General features: G+C 74.8%; 17 protein-coding genes. 9 read left to right on the forward strand and 8 right to left on the reverse strand.

Going from position 1 to position 16,553, the window contains the following annotated elements:
• Window positions 1-9: 9 nt before the first annotated feature.
• Window positions 10-894, reverse strand: coding sequence for an ABC transporter substrate-binding protein (locus tag NMK34_RS15415; protein WP_318333979.1), 885 nt, complete (start codon window positions 892-894; stop codon window positions 10-12).
• 184 nt (window positions 895-1,078) lie between these two features.
• Between NMK34_RS15415 and NMK34_RS15420 the strand changes: the two genes are divergently transcribed.
• The 3 genes from NMK34_RS15420 (at window position 1,079) to NMK34_RS15430 (ending at window position 3,571) form a co-directional block, all read left to right on the forward strand.
• The gene (locus NMK34_RS15420; protein ID WP_064446096.1) at window positions 1,079-1,777 is read left to right on the forward strand and encodes a hypothetical protein; all 699 of its coding nucleotides are present in this window, start codon (window positions 1,079-1,081) and stop codon (window positions 1,775-1,777) included.
• A gap of 109 nt (window positions 1,778-1,886) precedes the next feature.
• The gene (locus tag NMK34_RS15425; RefSeq protein ID WP_318333980.1) at window positions 1,887-2,537 is read left to right on the forward strand and encodes a fasciclin domain-containing protein; all 651 of its coding nucleotides are present in this window, start codon (window positions 1,887-1,889) and stop codon (window positions 2,535-2,537) included.
• Between the two features lie 107 nt (window positions 2,538-2,644).
• The gene (locus tag NMK34_RS15430) at window positions 2,645-3,571 is read left to right on the forward strand and encodes a diacylglycerol kinase family protein (protein WP_318333981.1); all 927 of its coding nucleotides are present in this window, start codon (window positions 2,645-2,647) and stop codon (window positions 3,569-3,571) included.
• Here NMK34_RS15430 and NMK34_RS15435 read toward each other — a convergent pair.
• Together NMK34_RS15435 and NMK34_RS15440 are read right to left on the reverse strand one after the other, a co-directional pair.
• Window positions 3,534-4,496 (reverse strand): EamA family transporter, encoded by a 963-nt coding sequence (locus NMK34_RS15435; protein WP_318333982.1) that lies wholly within the window; start codon window positions 4,494-4,496, stop codon window positions 3,534-3,536. The two genes, NMK34_RS15430 and NMK34_RS15435, sit on opposite strands and share 38 nt — an antisense overlap.
• A gap of 53 nt (window positions 4,497-4,549) precedes the next feature.
• On the reverse strand, window positions 4,550-5,314 hold the full coding sequence (locus tag NMK34_RS15440) for an HAD family hydrolase (protein ID WP_412098886.1): 765 nt from the start codon (window positions 5,312-5,314) through the stop codon (window positions 4,550-4,552).
• An 85-nt stretch (window positions 5,315-5,399) separates the two neighbouring features.
• On the opposite strand from NMK34_RS15440, the gene NMK34_RS15445 reads away from it, so the two are divergent.
• Window positions 5,400-8,180 carry a DEAD/DEAH box helicase gene (locus NMK34_RS15445; protein ID WP_194801573.1) on the forward strand — a complete coding sequence of 927 codons (2,781 nt, stop codon included), beginning with the start codon at window positions 5,400-5,402 and terminating at the stop codon, window positions 8,178-8,180.
• A 166-nt stretch (window positions 8,181-8,346) separates the two neighbouring features.
• On the forward strand, window positions 8,347-9,234 hold the full coding sequence (locus NMK34_RS15450; protein ID WP_318333983.1) for an MHYT domain-containing protein: 888 nt from the start codon (window positions 8,347-8,349) through the stop codon (window positions 9,232-9,234).
• Between the two features lie 8 nt (window positions 9,235-9,242).
• Here the strand turns inward: NMK34_RS15450 and NMK34_RS15455 are convergent, their stop codons facing one another.
• Window positions 9,243-10,166: a 5'-3' exonuclease gene (locus tag NMK34_RS15455; RefSeq protein WP_318333984.1), complete on the reverse strand. Its 924-nt coding sequence runs from the start codon at window positions 10,164-10,166 to the stop codon at window positions 9,243-9,245.
• Window positions 10,167-10,264: 98 nt separating this feature from the next.
• Between NMK34_RS15455 and NMK34_RS15460 the strand changes: the two genes are divergently transcribed.
• From NMK34_RS15460 to NMK34_RS15470, 3 genes are all read left to right on the forward strand, one after another.
• Entirely contained in the window at window positions 10,265-11,350 is a 1,086-nt protein-coding gene (locus NMK34_RS15460) for a DUF4037 domain-containing protein (protein ID WP_318333985.1), read from the forward strand.
• Window positions 11,351-11,478: 128 nt separating this feature from the next.
• Window positions 11,479-12,834, forward strand: coding sequence for a PHB depolymerase family esterase (locus tag NMK34_RS15465; protein WP_318333986.1), 1,356 nt, complete (start codon window positions 11,479-11,481; stop codon window positions 12,832-12,834).
• Window positions 12,835-12,956: 122 nt separating this feature from the next.
• Window positions 12,957-13,079 (forward strand): ribosomal protein bL36, encoded by a 123-nt coding sequence (locus NMK34_RS15470; protein WP_043324353.1) that lies wholly within the window; start codon window positions 12,957-12,959, stop codon window positions 13,077-13,079.
• Between the two features lie 24 nt (window positions 13,080-13,103).
• Here NMK34_RS15470 and NMK34_RS15475 read toward each other — a convergent pair whose 3' ends face one another.
• The 4 genes from NMK34_RS15475 to NMK34_RS15490 all read right to left on the reverse strand — a co-directional run bounded on the left by NMK34_RS15475 (window position 13,104) and on the right by NMK34_RS15490 (window position 15,591).
• Complete coding sequence (locus NMK34_RS15475; RefSeq protein ID WP_318333987.1) at window positions 13,104-13,859, reverse strand: glycosyltransferase family 2 protein; 756 nt, start codon at window positions 13,857-13,859, stop codon at window positions 13,104-13,106.
• Between the two features lie 89 nt (window positions 13,860-13,948).
• Entirely contained in the window at window positions 13,949-14,587 is a 639-nt protein-coding gene (locus tag NMK34_RS15480; RefSeq protein ID WP_318333988.1) for a YdcF family protein, read from the reverse strand.
• A gap of 21 nt (window positions 14,588-14,608) precedes the next feature.
• A complete protein-coding gene (locus NMK34_RS15485; protein ID WP_318333989.1) occupies window positions 14,609-14,878 on the reverse strand; it encodes a DUF4873 domain-containing protein in 270 nt (89 codons plus the stop codon).
• Window positions 14,875-15,591, reverse strand: coding sequence for a TetR family transcriptional regulator (locus NMK34_RS15490; RefSeq protein WP_120570057.1), 717 nt, complete (start codon window positions 15,589-15,591; stop codon window positions 14,875-14,877). Before NMK34_RS15490 ends, NMK34_RS15485 begins: the two co-directional genes overlap by 4 nt.
• Window positions 15,592-15,639: 48 nt before the next feature.
• Between NMK34_RS15490 and NMK34_RS15495 the strand changes: the two genes are divergently transcribed.
• A complete protein-coding gene (locus NMK34_RS15495) occupies window positions 15,640-16,542 on the forward strand; it encodes a diiron oxygenase (RefSeq protein ID WP_318333990.1) in 903 nt (300 codons plus the stop codon).
• Window positions 16,543-16,553: the final 11 nt, after the last annotated feature.

Raw genomic sequence — 16,553 nt, forward strand, 5'->3', positions numbered from 1 at the left:
GGGCGGGGGTCAGGGGAGGCGGCGGGCTGCTGTGGGGTGAGGTGGGGGGACGGAGTCGGGGTGCAGGATGGCGGCTATCGTCTCGGCGCCGTCGACCAGGCGCGGGCCGGCGCGCACGATCAGCCCGTCCGCGTCCAGCGCCCACACCTGCGCGTCCGGGAAGTGCCCGGCCACCGCGGCGGCCTGCTCGGCCGCACCGTCGAGGCGGAACCCGCACGGTGCCACCAGCACCACCTCGGGACGGGCGGCCCGCAGCGCCGCCCAGGTGGTCGGCGTGGACCGGGCGCCGCGACGGGTGGCGACCGGTTCGCCGCCGGCGACGTCTACCAGGTCGGGGATCCAGTGTCCGGCGCCGAACGGCGGGTCCACCCACTCGACCACCGCGACCCGTGGCCGGGGCCGGCCCGCCACCGCCGCGCGGACCGCCGCGAGCCGGGACCGCAGGCCGTCGACGAGGGCCTCCGCGCGGTCCGGCACCCGGGCCGCCGCGCCCACCGCCCGGATCGACTCCAGCACGTCGTCCAGGGTGTACGGGTCCAGCGACAGCACCTCGGCCCGGCACCCCAGGTGGTCCACGGCGTCGGCGACCCGGTCCGAGGGCAGCGCGCAGACGCGGCACAGGTCCTGGGTGAGGATCAGGTCCGGGTCCAGCCCGGCCAGCGCCCCGGAGTGCAGCGTGTAGAGGTCGGCACCGGCCGCCACCTGCGCCCGGACGTATGCGTCGATGTCGCCGGGACTCATGCCCCGGGTGTCCCGACCGCCGACGACCACTGTGGTGCCCGACCGGTACGCCGGGGGCACCTCGCACTCGAAGGTGACGCCGACCAGGTCGTCACCGAGGCCGAGCGCGTACACGATCTCGGTGGCGGAGGGGAGCAGGGAGACCAGCCGCATGCCGCCATCATGCCGGTCGCGCCGATCGCCCGGTGCGCGGGCACATCGGATCGCCCTCGGGCCTTGCCGGGACGCCGTACCCGCTTAGACTCTGCTGACTCCGCCGAGCCCCCCGGGCGGTGTGCCGGGGTGCGTCGGCGCCCCGTTCCGGTCAGCCCGTCTGACCTGCGCTCCGGAGAACCCGATGAAGAGCCGTACCGCCGCCGTCCTGACCGTCCTCTGCGCGGCCACCGCGCTCACCGCCTGCGGTGACGACGAGCCCGCGCCGAAGGGCCAGCAGGTGCCGGTGACCGCCACCGACACCAGTTGCGAGGTCACCACCACGCTGTTCACCCCGGGCACCGTCACCTTCACCGTGACCAACCGGGGTCAGCAGGCCACCGGGGTCTACGTCTACGGCCGGGAGGGCGACGCCTTCACCAAGGTGATCGCCGAGGTCGCGGACGTGCCGGCGGGCCGCACCGGTGACCTGCGCGCGTCGCTGCAGACCGGCACGTACGAGGTGGCCTGCAAGCCCGGCCGGCAGGGCGACGGCGTGCGTACGAAGATCACCGTGTCGGACGACGGCAACCTGGCCAGCGCCGCGGCCGAGGTGGCCTACGACCGGTCGGTGACGATCGAGCTGACCGACGACGCGATGACCGGTGTGGACGCCCTGATCGCGGAGCCGGGCGAGAAGCTCGCGTTCAAGGTGACGAACAAGACCGCCGGGGCGCGGACGCTGTACGTGCTCAACCCCGACGGCAAGCGGGTCGCCGAGATGAAGGCCGAGGCCAACGGCACCGCCGAGACGGTGGTGACGCTCGGTGCGGCGGGGGACTGGTCGCTGAAGGTCAAGGGCGACGGTGTGCCGTCGGTGAGCAAGCGGCTGGTGGTGCGCTGAGGCGGCCGGGAAACGCGTCGATCCGGCTGCATCCACCGGGGACGGTGCGGGCGAAGCATTGGTCGTGACGACAGTCACGGACCTGGTCGCTTCGACGAAAGGCTCCCCGATGAACATCGCTCGTCTCGCCGCCCGGCTGGCTGTGGGCGCCACCGCGGCGGCGGTGGCCACCACCGCCGTCGCCGTGCCCGCCCAGGCCGGCGCCAAGCAGCCGGGTACGCGGTCGCTGGCCGCCGTGCTCACCGCCGACAAGAGCGGCTTCGACCACAACTCGCGGGACTTCGACGTCCTCACCAAGGCGGTCCTCACGGTGCTGCAGGCCAAGCCGGACTCGCCGGTGAAGGTGCTCACCGACGGCACCGTCGCGCTGACCGCGTTCGTGCCGAACGACTACGCGTTCCGCGAGCTGGTCCGGGACATCACCGCCGCGAAGAAGCTGCCCGGCGAGAAGGCCGCGTTCGACGCGGTCGCCGGCCTGGGCGTGGACACCGTGGAGGACGTCCTGCTCTACCACGTCGTGCCCGGCGCGACGATCGACCGGAAGGCGGCGCTGAAGGCCGACGGCGCGGACCTGACCACCGCGCTCGGCGCCACCGTCGAGGTGGACGTGAAGCGCTGCTGGTACGGCCGCGAGGTGCGCCTGGTCGACGCCGACACCAGCGACCGCAACGCCAAGGTGGTGCGGTACGACATCAACAAGGGCAACAAGCAGATCGCCCACGCGGTGGACCGGGTGCTGCGCCCGATCGACCTCCCCTGAACCACCCCCGCCACGGCGCCCGGCACCCCCTGCCGGGCGCCGTCGGCGTGTGCCGCCCACCCGCCGTGTGACCTGGCTCTGGTGGGCGGCCTGAGCCGTGCCGTACGGTGCTCGCCGTGACCGCGCACGATCATGTCCCGCCCGGCCCCGTCGCCGTGCTCGCCAACCCGACAGCGGGCCGGGGCCGGCACCGCGGTCTGCTGCCCGGGGTCCTGGAGCGCCTCGCCGGAGCGGGCCGCCCGGTCGAGCTGCTACGTGCGCGTACCCCCGAGGAGGCGGAGGCGGCGTGCCACGCCGCGGTCGCCGGCGGCGCCGGGGCGCTCGTCGCGGTGGGCGGCGACGGCACCGTGCACCGGGCGATGCAGGCGGTCGCCGGCACCGATGTGCCGTTCGGGCCGGTCCCGGCAGGCACCGGCAACGACTTCGCGGTGGAGACCGGCTTCCCGGCCGACCCGACGGCAGCGGTCGAGGTGATCACGGCGGCGCTCTCCACCGGCCGCTCCCGGCCGGTGGACCTGGCGCGGCTGTCCCGGCCCGGCGAGGCCGACCGCTGGTTCGGCGCGGTCCTCGCGGCCGGCTTCGACGCGATCGTCAACGAACGCGCGAACCGGATGCGCTGGCCGCGCGGCCCGCGCCGGTACGACCTGGCGATCGTGGTGGAGCTGGCCCGGCTGCGGCCGCGCCGCTATCGGCTGGTCCTCGACGGGGTGGCGCAGGAGGTCGACGCGGTGCTCGTCGCGGTGGGGAACACGGCCAGCTACGGCGGCGGCATGCGGATCTGCCCGGACGCCGACCCGCACGACGGCCTGCTGGACGTGGTGGTGGGCGGCCGGTTCGACAGGCGCACGCTGATGCGGGTCAAGCCGCAGATCTACCAGGGCACCCACGTCACGCACCCGCTGGCGCGCGTCTACCGGGCGCGGACGGTCGAGCTGGCCGCCGAGGGCATCACCACGTACGCCGACGGGGAACGGTCCCTCGACCTGCCGGTGACAGTCACCGCCGCGCCGGCGGCGCTGCGGCTGCTGCGCTGACCCCCGCCGGGTCAGCCTCAGACGGCACGCCGGGAACGGCCGGCGGTGCGGGCGAGGGCGGCGGCGCGGCGGCGCGGACCGCGCCGGCGCTCGCGGCGACCACGAGCGCGATGGCGAGCACCTCGACCGGGCGCAGCGCCTGGCCGAGGACCAGCCAGCCGGCCACGGCGGCGATCGCCGGACCGAGACTCATCATCACCGCGAACGTAGCGGTCGGCAGCCGCCGCAACGCGGCCAGCTCCAGGCTGTACGGCAGCACCGAGGCGAGCAGCGCCAGCCCGGTACCGAGCCCCAGCACCACCGGGTCGGCGAGGCGGCCACCCCCGTCGGCCAGCCCGGACGGCAGCGTCAGCAGCGCCGCGACGGTCAGCGCGAGGGCCAGCCCGTCCGCACCGGGGAACCGCGCGCCGATCCGCGCCGAGCAGACGATGTACGCCGCCCACATGGCGCCCGCCGTCAGCGCCAGCGCGGCGCCGGCCGGGTCGAGCCGGTCGAACCCGCCCTGGCCGAGCAGGACCACACCGGCCAGCGCCAGCGCGGCCCAGCACCAGGCGGCCACCCGGCGCGCGGCGATCACCGACAGCGCCAGCGGGCCGAGCACCTCCAGGGTGACGGCCGGGCCGAGCGGGATCCGCTCGATCGCCTGGTAGAAGATCGAGTTCATGCCGGCCAGGGCCAGCCCGAACGCCAGCACCGCCGCCCAGTCGCGACGTCCGTACCCGCGTACCCGGGGTCGGCAGACCACGAGCATCAGCAGCGCGCCGATGGTCAGCCGCAGCGTCACCGCCCCGGCCACCCCGGTACGCGGGAACAGCAGCGCGGCCAGCGCGGAGCCGAACTGCACCGACAGCGCCCCGCCGAGGACCAGCGCGACCCCGCCGAGCCGTCCCGGCGCACGCGGCGGCAAGGGGTGGACACCGGTCATGCCCCTGACGGTATCCGGTGCGCCGCGACGGGTTCGCGCCGCTGGGGGTGTGCTCAGGCGGCCCCGGCCAGGTCGAGCACCGCGCCGAGCCCGTTCGGGCGGCCCGCGTCGGCGCAGGGCAGCACCAGCACCCCGCACCCGGCGGCCACCGCGCCCGCGTCGGCCGGGGTGTCACCCACCATTAACGTGCGCTCCGGGTCGACGCCGAGCATCCCGCAGGCCCGCAGGAAGATGCCCGGGTCCGGCTTGCAGCGCCCCACCTCGTAGGACAGCGCGTACGCGTCGACGAGCGCGTCGAGGTCCCAGGCGGCGAACAGCGGCCGCAGGTCGAAACCGATGTTGCTGACCACCGCCACCTTCACCCCGGCGGAGCGCAGCGCACCCAGCACGGGAGCGGTGTCCGGGTACGGCACCCAGCCCTCGGGCACCAGCACCCGCTCGTAGAGCGCGTCGGCGAACCCGTCGATGCCGGTGTCCACGGTCTCGGCCAGCCCGGTGTACGCGCCCCGGTGCGCGTGCGGGTAGAGATCCCGGTCGGCCCACAGCTCGGCCAGCCGGGGCGGCACCCGCGCCGGCAGCGGGCCGCCGGCGCGCCCGGCGGTGAGCAGACGGTCGGCCAGTGAGGTGGCCCGGATGCGGTCCAGTTCGGTGCCGCAGGCGGCCGCGGCGGCGAGCACCCAGGCCAGCGGCTCCTCCACCTGGGCGAGAGTGCCGTGGAAGTCGAAGAGCACCGCCTCCACGGGCCGGCGGGACGGGCCCGGGCGGACGGCGTCGTCGGCGCCGCTCGAGACGTGGGGCAGTTCGGTACGGTCCGGCACGTCGTGCACCCTACCGACCGCTCCGACCGTCCTGCCGGATGGCCTTGACCGGTACTCCTCGGCAGCACCGATTAATCTTGGTGCCATGTCGAGCCCCGCCGAGCGGTACGCCGCGGCGCGCCGCCGGGCCGCGCAGGCCTCCGCCTTCCCGGCCCTGGACGAATTCTCCCTGGATCTCGGGTTCGATCTCGACGACTTCCAGCGCGAGGCGTGCGAGGCGCTGGAGCGGGGCAGCGGCGTGCTGGTGTGCGCGCCCACCGGCGCCGGCAAGACTGTGGTGGGTGAGTTCGCGGTGCACCTGGCGCTGCGCGGCCGGCCCGGCGGCGACGCGCCCGCGACCCGGCGCAAGTGCTTCTACACCACGCCGATCAAGGCGCTGTCGAACCAGAAGTACCACGACCTGGTGGACCGCTACGGTGCCGAGCAGGTCGGCCTGCTCACCGGGGACAACGCGATAAACGGCGACGCGCCGGTGGTGGTGATGACCACCGAGGTGCTGCGCAACATGCTCTACGCCGGCTCGGCCACCCTGGAGGGCCTGGCGTACGTGGTGATGGATGAGGTCCACTACCTGGCGGACCGGTTCCGCGGCGGGGTCTGGGAAGAGGTGATCATCCACCTGCCCGAGTCGGTCACGCTCGTGTCGCTGTCGGCCACCGTCTCCAACGCCGAGGAGTTCGCGGACTGGCTGGTCACCGTGCGTGGCGAGACCGCGGTGGTGGTCTCCGAGCACCGCCCGGTGCCGCTGTGGCAGCACATGCTCGTCGGCAAGCGGATGTTCGACCTGTTCCACGACGCCGACGCGGCCCGCAAGCACGACGTGCACCCCGAGCTGCTGCGCTACACCCGGGACACGATGCGCCGGCTGGAGCTGGGCGAAGGCCGCAGCGCCGGCCCCGGCGGCGGGCGGCGCGGGCCCCGCTGGCGTGGCCCGATGCGTCCGGACATCGTCGACCGGCTCGACCGGGAGGGGCTGCTCCCGGCCATCCTGTTCATCTTCAGCCGGGCCGGCTGTGACGCCGCCGTGCAGCAGTGTCTCGCCGCCGGGCTGCGCCTGACCTCCCCGGACGAACGCGCCGAGATCCGCCGGGTGGTGGAGTCGAGGGTCACCGCCATCCCCGGCGAGGACCTGTCCGTGCTCGGCTACTGGGAGTGGCTCGACGGCCTGGAGCGTGGCCTGGCCGCCCACCACGCCGGCATGCTCCCCGCGTTCAAGGAGGTCGTCGAGGAGCTGTTCGTCCGCGGGCTGGTCAAGGCCGTCTTCGCCACCGAGACGCTCGCGCTGGGCATCAACATGCCGGCCCGCTGCGTGGTGCTGGAACGCCTGGTGAAGTTCAACGGCGAGGCCCACGTCGACCTCACCCCCGGCGAGTACACGCAGCTCACCGGCCGGGCGGGCCGCCGGGGCATCGACGTGGAGGGCCACGCGGTGGTGGTCTGGTCGCCGGAGACCGACCCCCGGCACGTGGCCGGGCTCGCCTCCACCCGCACCTACCCGCTGCGTTCCAGCTTCCGGCCCTCGTACAACATGGCCGTCAACCTGGTCGGCAGCGTCGGCGCGGCGCCGGCCCGGGAGCTGCTGGAGTCCTCGTTCGCGCAGTTCCAGGCCGACCGGTCGGTGGTCGGCCTGGCCCGGCAGGTGCAGCGCAACACCGAGACGATCGAGGCGTACGGCGCGGAGGCCGCCTGCCACCACGGCGACTTCGACGAGTACTTCGCGCTGCGGGTGGCGATCGCCGACCGGGAACGCGCCATCGCCCGGCAGGGCCAGACCCAGCGCAAGGCGGCGGCGGTCGCCTCGCTGGAGCGGCTGCGGGTCGGTGACGTGATCCGGGTGCCGTCCGGGCGGCGGGCCGGCCTGGCGGTGGTGCTGGACCCGGCCACCGGCGGGTTCGGCGAGCCCCGGCCGCTGGTGCTCACCCAGGACCGCTGGGCCGGGCGGGTCACTCCCGGTGACTTCACCACCCCGGCCGAGGTGCTCACCCGGATCCGGGTGCCGAAGCACTTCAACCACCGCTCGCCGGCGGCCCGGCGGGATCTGGCCGCTGCGGTAAGCGGCACCGGCCTGGACCGGCACGGCGGCCGGCGGGGCGGCCGGTCCCGGCAGGCGGCGGGGGAGGACCACCGGCTCAGCCAGCTGCGCGTCGAGCTGCGTGCGCACCCGTGCCACGCCTGCCCGGACCGGGAGGAGCACGCCCGCTGGGCGGAGCGGCGGCGCCGGCTGGAACGCGACACCGAGGAGCTACGCGAGCGGGTGTCCGGGCGGACCGGCTCGCTGGCCCGTACCTTCGACCGGATCGTCGCGTTGCTGACCGCGCGCGGTTACCTGGCCGCCGACGGCGAGGTCACCGACGCCGGGCGGATGCTGGCCCGGATCTGGACCGAGGCGGACCTGCTGGTGGCCGAGTGCCTGCGCCGCCGGGTGTGGGACGGCCTGTCCCCGGCCGAGCTGGCCGCCGCCGTGTCGGTGGTGGTCTTCGAGGCCCGGCGGGACGTCGACGAGCGGGCGTCGCTGCCGCGCGGCGCGGTGGCTGACGCGGTCGACGAGACGCTCAAGCTGTGGGGCGACATCGAGGCGGACGAGGCGGCACGCGGCCTGGCCGTGACCCGGGAACCGGATCTCGGCTTCGCCTGGCCGATCTACCGGTGGGCGCGCGGCGAGGCGCTGGCGAAGGTGCTTGCGAGCGGCCACCAGATCGACGGGGAGATGCCGGCGGGCGACTTCGTCCGCTGGGCGCGCCAGGTGGTCGACCTGCTCGGGCAGGTCGCCGACTCGGGTGGCGCCTCGGCCGAGCTGCGCGGCACCGCCCGGCAGGCCATCGCGGCGGTCAACCGGGGCGTGCTGGCCTACCACGCCTCCGCCTAACGGTCACTTTCGGTCACCGATTGCCGGAAATCGACGCACCGCTGCGTCACGGTGCTGCCACCGGGCGAATTGTCGGGGGGCCGATGCATGCCCTGGTCAGGGCCTGCCCGATCATTGCCCCGGGGCGCCGTGGACCGCGCTCGGCCGATGGTGAGGGAAGGGCGTCGTGGGCGAGATCAATCACTTTGAGTATGGGTGGATCACACCCGCGCTCAGCTACGCGTTGTCGGTGCTCGGCTCGGCACTCGGCCTGGTCTGCGCCGGGCGGATCCGGACCGCCACCAGCGCCGGCCAGCGTGCCTGGTGGGGCCTGCTGGCCGCGTGGGCGCTGGGCGGCACCGCCATCTGGGCCATGCACTTCATGGCGATGCTCGGCTTCGCCGTCGGCGGCACCCGGATCCGCTACGACGTGCCGCTGACGGCCGCCAGCACGGCGATCGCGGTGGCGGCGGTCGGCATCGGGCTGGCGATCGTGGGCACCGGCCGGCTCGCCGCGCCGCGGCTGCTCGCCGGCGGGTTCTTCACCGGCGCCGGGGTGGCCGCCATGCACTACACCGGCATGGCCGCGATGCGCCTGGACGGCTCGTTCGGCTACGACCCGCTGCGGGTGACGCTGTCGGTGGTCATCGCGATCGTGGCCGCCACCGTCGCGCTCTGGCTGGCGATGACCGTCCGGCGCGGGCTCGCCATCGCCGCCTCGGCGCTGGTCATGGGCATCGCGGTGAACGGCATGCACTTCACCGGCATGAGCGCGCTGTCGGTGCACCTGCACGAGAGCCGTGGCCCGGCGTCCGGCACCGAGGTGAGCGGCCTGCTGGTGCCGATCGTGCTGGCAGTGGTCTTCGGCGTGGTCGGGCTCGTCTACGCGCTGCTCGCCGCGCCGTCGGACGACGACCGGGCCGGGGCCGCGTACGTCAGCTCGCGGCTCGACGAGGCACCGTACGCGGCCGCTGCCGAGCCCGCGCCGGACCCGGTCGGCCTGCGTGCCCGCTCGACGCTGGCGCAGCCCGGCACCCAGTTCCCGACCCGCCGGAGCACCGACCGCCGCTCGTGATCAACTGATCACGATCGGTCGCCGGCCAGCGCGTCGACGAGGCGGCGGCACGAGCCGGCCAGGTTCCAGCGCTGCGCCAGCTCCAGCAGCCGGTCCGGGTCGGCGGGAGACGTCGGCAGTGCCGGGTCCAGTTCGGGCAGCGGCACGTCGGTGGCGACCCGGACCACCTTCGGCGCCACGGCCAGGTAGTCGCGGGCGGCGTCGAGCTTGGCCCGCAGCCCCGGCGCGAAACCGGAGCGCGGGTCGTCCAGCGCGGCCAGGATGCCGTCGAGCCCGCCGTAGCGGTCGATCAGCCGCGCGGCCGTCTTCTCGCCGACGCCGGCGACGCCGGGCAGCCCGTCGCTGGGGTCGCCGCGCAGCGCCGCGAAGTCGGCGTACCGGTCGGCGGGCACGCCGTAGCGGGTGCGGACCGCCGCGTCGTCGCAGTCGTCCAGCTTGGCCACGCCCCGGCCGACGTAGAGCAGCCGTACCGGGTGCGCGTCGTCGACGAGCTGGAACAGGTCGCGGTCGCCGGAGACCACCTCGACCGGGCCCGGCTGGGTCACCGCGAGCGTGCCGAGCACGTCGTCGGCCTCGTAGCCGGTGGCGCCCACGGCGGGGATGCCGAGCGCGTCCAGCACCTCGAGGATCATCGGCACCTGCGGGGACAGCGTGTCCGGCACGACCTCGCCGCCCTCGGGCGCGACCCGGTGCGCCTTGTACGACGGCAGCAGCTCCACCCGCCACGCCGGCCGCCAGTCGTGGTCCATCGCGCAGATCATCCGGTCGGGCCGGCGGGTGCGCACGAGCTGGGCGAGCATGTCGAGGAAGCCGCGCACGGCGTTGACGGGCTGGCCGTCGCCGGTCTTCGCGGCCGACTCGGGGATGCCGAAGTAGGCGCGGAAGTAGAGGCTGGGGGAGTCGATCAGGAGGATCGGCTGTCGGTGTGCCACGGCGACAAGCCTTCCACAGCCCTGTGACGCGATGGGGGAGGCGACCGCTGGACCGGAAACCGGGGCGCGCGACGGGCGTGGCATGAGCAGACTGAGGGGTGAGCTTCGTACCCGGCCTGACCCTGGCCCGCCGGTTCCACGACGAGGTGGTGGGTCCGCTGCTGGCGCGGCGGCTGCCCGGCCTGCCGTACGCCGCCGGTCTGCTCGACGGCGGCTCCGAGCTGCTCGGCCTCGACACGCCCCGCTCCACCGACCACGACTGGGGCCCGCGTACCCAGGTCTTCGTGGGCAGCGCGCACGACGTGGCGCCGGTACGGGCGGCGCTGGACGCGGAGTTGCCGGCGCGGTTCCTCGGCTGGCCGACCCGGTACGCGGGCGACCCGGCGGCGCGGCTCGGCACGGTCCACGCCGAGGGCGACCGGCACGGCGTTCCGGTGGACGAGCTGGGCGGGTGGCTGCGGGAGCGGCTCGGCGCCGACCCGCGCACCGGACTGACGACGGCGGACTGGCTGGCGACGCCGACGCAGCGGCTGGCCGAGCTGACCGGGGGAGCGGTGTTCCACGACGGGCTCGACGGCGCGCTCACCGCCGTCCGCGCCCGGCTCGCCTGGTATCCGGACGACGTGTGGCGGCACGTGCTGGCCGCCGGATGGCAGCGGGTCGCGCAGGCCGAGCACCTGGCCGGCCGGTGCGCCGAGGTCGGCGACGAACTCGGCAGCCGGGTCGTGGTCGGCGGGCTGGCCCGGGATCTGATGCGCCTCGGCCTGCTGCTGCACCGCCGCTGGCCCCCGTACGCGAAGTGGCTCGGCACGGTGTTCGCGGCGCTGCCGCGAGCGGCGCCGGTGGTGGACGGGCTCGCCGCCGCGCTCGGCCCGGGCGACTGGGCGGCCCGGCAGCCCGGCCTGGTCCGGGCGCTGGAGACGGTGGCCGGCTGGACGAACGACGCGGCGCTGGCGCCGCCGGTGGATCCGGCCGCGCGGCCGTTCCACAACCGGCCGTTCCTGGTGGTGCACGCCGGCCGGTTCGCCGAGACGCTGCGCGCCGCGATCACCGACCCGGAGCTGCGCGACCGGCCGCCGGTGGGCGCGGTGGACCAGTACGTGGACAGCGTGGACGTGCTCACCCATGCGGACCGCGCCCGCCGGGTGGCCGCGGCGGTTGTCGGCCCGCCGGGCGGAGCCTAGACTCCGATTCGAGTCGCATCGATCCGCGACTGTCTATCTCGTCTCCGAGGGTCCGGGCCGCCCGTCGCAGGCGCCTCGCCGGCGAGGACGCCGCCGCGTGCGGCGTTCCCACCACCGAGGAGAACAGCATGCTGTCCAGAATGAGCAGACTCCGGCTGCTCGGCGCGGCGCTCGCCGCCGCCGGGCTCGCCGTCGGAGCGGCGCTCGCCGTCCCCGGGCCGGCCTCGGCCGCCGCGCTGACCGAGGTGACGAACTTCGGCGCCAACCCGAGCAACCTGCGCATGTACCTCTACGTCCCGGACACGGTCGCGGCCCGTCCCGGGCTGCTCGTGGTGAACCACTACTGCACCGGCAGCGGCCCGGCCATGTACTCCGGCACCCAGTTCGCGTCGCTCGCCGACCGGTACGGCTACATCGTGGTCTACCCGTCGGTGACCCGCAGCAGCAAGTGCTTCGACGTGTCCTCGCCGCAGGCGCTGCGCCGCGACGGCGGCAGCGACCCGGTGGGCATCAAGTCGATGGTGGACTACGTGCGGCAGCGTTACCCGGTCGACTCGCAGCGGATCTTCACCACCGGCACCTCGTCCGGCGCGATGATGACGAACGTGCTGCTCGGCGACTACCCGGACGTGTTCCGGGCCGGCGCCGCGTTCGCCGGCGTGCCGTTCGGCTGCTTCGCCACCACGAACGGCTCGGAGTGGAACAGCGAGTGCGCCAACGGCCAGGTGCTGAAGACCCCGCAGCAGTGGGGTGACCTGGTGCGCAACGGGTACCCGGGCTACACCGGCCCGCGTCCGCGGATGCAGCTCTGGCACGGCACGAACGACGAGACACTGCGCTACCCGAACTTCGGTGAGGAGATCGACCAGTGGACGAACGTGAACGGGCTGAGCCAGACGCCCGCGTACACGGACAGTCCGCAGCCCGGCTACACCCGTACCCGCTACGGCGGCACCGGCGGCACCGCGACCGTCGAGGCGATCAGCATGCAGGGCGTCACGCACAACCTGCCGGTGGACGCGGCCCAGGCGATTCGCTTCTTCGGCCTGGACTCCTCCACGCCGCCGCCGACCACCGCGCCGCCGACCACGCCCCCGCCGCCGACGACTCCGCCGCCCACCACGCCCCCGCCCACCACTGCGCCGCCGACCACGCCGCCGCCGTCGGGGGCCTGCCGGGTCGGGTACGTGGTGAACGCCTGGAACAACGGCCTGACCGCCGCGGTGACCATCACCAACACGTCCACCACGGCGATCAACGGCTGGAACCTCGCGTTCACGCTGCCGGCCGGTCAGACGATCACCGGAGGCTGGAACGCGACGTACAGCCCGTCCAGCGGCACGGTGACCGCCCGCAACGTCTCCTACAACGCGTCGATCCCGCCGGGCGGCTCGGTGGACATCGGCTTCCAGGCCACCCACACCGGCAACACCGGTAGGCCCGCCTCGTTCACGCTCAACGGCAGCGCCTGCACGACCTCCTGAGCGGGGTCGTGGCGGCGTCCCGGCCGCGCCCGTCCCGACCGGGGCGGGCGCGGCCGGGCATGACCGCACCGGCGGCGGGTACCCGTGCCGGACGGACACCGGCGGGAACCGAAGGAGCGGATATGAAGGTCCGAAGCTCCCTGCGCGCGCTCAAGCGCAAGGCCGACTCGATAGTGGTCCGGCGCCGGGGCAAGCTGTTCGTCCTCAACAAGTCCGACCGGCGGCAGAAGGCCCGGCAGGGCTGAGCCCGTCGTCGCCGCGCGACCAGCTCAGGGAGTCCGAGACGCAGGGATGGGAGGCGGCGTCGTGACGGCGGCGGCCGGTACGTCGTCCACCTCGGCGCGCCCGGCCAGGCGGGCGAGCGCGGAGGCGGCCAGCGGCCGGTAGATCCGTACCGAGTCGGCGAGCGCGGAGAAGTGCGAACCCGAGTTCTCGCCGTGGTAGCGGGTGGCGATCTCCACCTGCTCGACCGGCAGGCCGGCGCGGACCAGCCGCAGCAGCACCGTCATCTCGTACTCGAAGCGGTCACCCGGGATCGTGGTGAGCCAGCCGAGCAGCGCGGCCGGGTAGGCGCGCAGGCCGGTCTGGGTGTCGCGTACGTCCCGGCCGGTCGCCAGGCGGAACGCCACCCGGGTCGCCGCGTTGCCGAACCGGCTGCGCGCCGGGACCTCACCGTCGAACGCGCGGACGCCGAGCGTCGGCGCTCCGCTGGCGCACATCCGGTCCGCCACGGCGCACACGTCGGGCACACCGTGCTGGCCGTCGGCGTCCACACAGATCACGTCGCGTCCCGGGTGGTGCGTCGAGGCGTACCGGAAGCCGGTGCGCAGCACCACGCCCTTGCCCCGGTTGACCCGGCGGCGCAGCACGGTCGCGCCCCGGGCGCGGGCCGCGTCGAGCACTTCGGCGGCGGCCGGGCCGCTGCCGTCGTCGACGACGAGTACGTCCGCCCCGGGCAGGGCGTCCCGCAGGTCGCCGACCAGCGGCGGCAGCCGGTCACCCGGTCGGTACACCGGCACGAGCACGATCACGGAACCTCCCGGGTGGACTCGCCCGCCGGTACGGCCCGCCGGGTCGATCGAGGACGCTCGTACCCCGGGCGCGTGGCGGTGAATCACCGCCGGGGCGTGAGGCGTCCGATCCGCTCGGCCGCGCGGGCCAGCGCGCGCTCGCGGCGCAGCGACGCCTCCGGGGTACGCACGCCGAGGAGGCCGATCCGGCTGAACGCCCGGGCGGCCCGCTCCCGCCGGACCGGCACCGGGTCGGGCGCGGTCACCGGCACGTCGGCCAGCGCCGGACCGGACAGGCCGAGCACGCGCGCGGCGAGCAGCCGGACGCGGGGCAGGTGCCACGGGTGGGAGACCAGCCCGAGCGGGTGCCGCGCGGTGAACTCCGCCGCGCCCAGCAGCCCGTCCTGGACGGTGTGCGCCAGGTTCTGCAGCGTGGTGCGGGAGCGGGTCTCGGCCACCGACCGGGCGTACGCGTCGAGTCCGGCCTCGCGCGCCAGCGCCCGCATCAGCTCCGCCTCCCGGTAGCCGGCGGGCGGGCCGGGCGCACCGGCCGGGCCGTGCGGCCAGCCGCCGGTGAACACCACCCGGGCGTCCGGCGCGCGGCGGAACGCCTCGGCGTGCGCGCGGACGTAGGCCACCGCGGCCTCGGTGCGCGCCACGCTCTCCGCGGTGAGCCGGTAGCCGTCGTCGCCGGCCACCACCCCACGGCCGAAGACCAGCAGCACGGTGGCGGGAGACGTCATCCCTTCACGGTACGGCGCGGATCACTCGTCGTCCGGCGGCCAGGGTGGCGTGCCGACGCCGGTGATGCGGACGCCGCCCCACGGGTCCACCTCGGCCAGCCGGGCCCGGGCGACCCGTTCGCCGATCCGGACCTCCACGTCGCGGCGGCCGGAGCGCAGCAGCCGGACCAGGCGCGGTTCCGGCTCGACCCGCCCGGCCCAGTGGTAGCGGCCGTCGACCGGCTCGAACCGTCCGCCGCCGTGCAGCCGGACCGTGGTGCCGGCGATCCGGGCCGGACCCTCCCAGGTCACCTGTCGATCCGTTCGTGCGCGCGGGTCAGCTCCGGTGGCAGGTCCGCGCCCCGGCGGACCCCCTCGATGCCGCTCCACAGCAGCGTGGTCAGGTATTCGGTGAGCGCGGCCCGGTGGATCGGCTGCCCGTGCGTGGTCCACCAGTCACCGACCGCCTGCACGAATCCGACCAGCCCGTACGCCCACGGCTCGGCCGGGCCGGCGTCGAGTCCGAGCGCGCGCAGCCGGTCGCCGATTACCCGGGCCAGCCCGGTCGCGACCTGCCGGCTGGTACCTGTGACCACCTGCTGGATGCCGGGATGCCCGGACTCGTGCACGAGGAACCGGTACAGCGACGGCTCGTACTCGACCACGCTCAGGTACGCGTCGATCGTCGCCTCGACCAGCGCCCGCTCCTCGCGTACCTGCTCCACGGCGGGGGCGATGGCGGCCACCACGCGCGCCGCGACCACCTCGCTGACCGCCAGCCAGAGCTGCGCCTTGTCGGCGAAGTAGCGGTAGAGCACCGGTTTGCTGACCCCGGCGGTGGCGGCGACCTGGTCCATGTCGACGCTCGGGCCGTGTCGCAGCAGCGCCTGCACGGCGGCCGCGATCAGTTCCTGCCGCCGCTGTTCGCGGTGGTCGGCCCAGCGGTCGCGCCGTCCGCCGGAACGGGGTGCGGCCGGCTCCGGTGGAGCGTCGGGGCCATTGACATCGGTGGTGGTCCGTCGCATGCTACCACTCGTAACAGTTACTCGAAGTTACGTCAATATGGAGGGGTCATGGAGCGGACGACGGCCGGATTCCCGCGCGAGGCGGTCGCCGATCGCCTGCTCTCCGCCTCGGTACGCACCAGCTACGACCCGACGGTCGACATCGACTGGTCGGCACCACCGGTGCCCGGCGCGTACTGGCTGCCGCCGACGCGCAGCAGCCTCTACGGCACGCCGCTGTGGGACGCCATGACCGAGGACCAGCGGGTCGAGCTGACCAAGCACGAGGTCGCCAGCGCGGCCAGCGCCGGGATCTGGTTCGAGACGATCCTCATGCAGATGCTGATCCGGCACTACTACGACGCCGACCCGACCAGCCGGCACGCCCAGTACGCGCTCACCGAGGTCGCCGACGAGTGCCGGCACTCCGTCATGTTCGGCCGGCTCATCGAGGCCACCGGCGCGCCCGTCTACCGCGCCGAGCCGTTCGACCACCTGCTCGGCCGCTGGCTCAAGTCCACAGCGACCGGCCCCCAGATGTACGCGGCCATCCTCATCGCCGAGGAGATCCTCGACTCGTTCCAGCGCGAGATCATGGCCGACGAGTCGTTGCAGCCGCTGATCCGGATGGTGTCGCGCATCCACGTGGTCGAGGAGGCCCGGCACGTGCGCTTCGCCCGCGACGAGCTGACCCGCCAGGTCGAGGCCGCCGGGCCGGTGGCGCTCGCGTACGCGCGGCTGGTGATCGGCCGGGCCGCGTACTCGATCACGCGACGCCTGGTGCACCCGCGGGCGTACGCGGCGGTCGGGATCGACCCGGCGGCCGGCCGGGCCGCGGCGCGTACGAACCCGCACTGGCGGGCCACGCTGCGCTGGTCCGCCCGGCGGATCGCCGACCACCTGACCGACCTCGGCCTGGTCGCCGGGCCGGGCCTGGTGCTGTGGCGCCGGGCCGGGCTGGTGGAGGGCTGACCGGCGGCGAC

The organism is Micromonospora sp. BRA006-A (assembly GCF_033433935.1).
GTDB lineage: Bacteria > Actinomycetota > Actinomycetes > Mycobacteriales > Micromonosporaceae > Micromonospora > Micromonospora aurantiaca.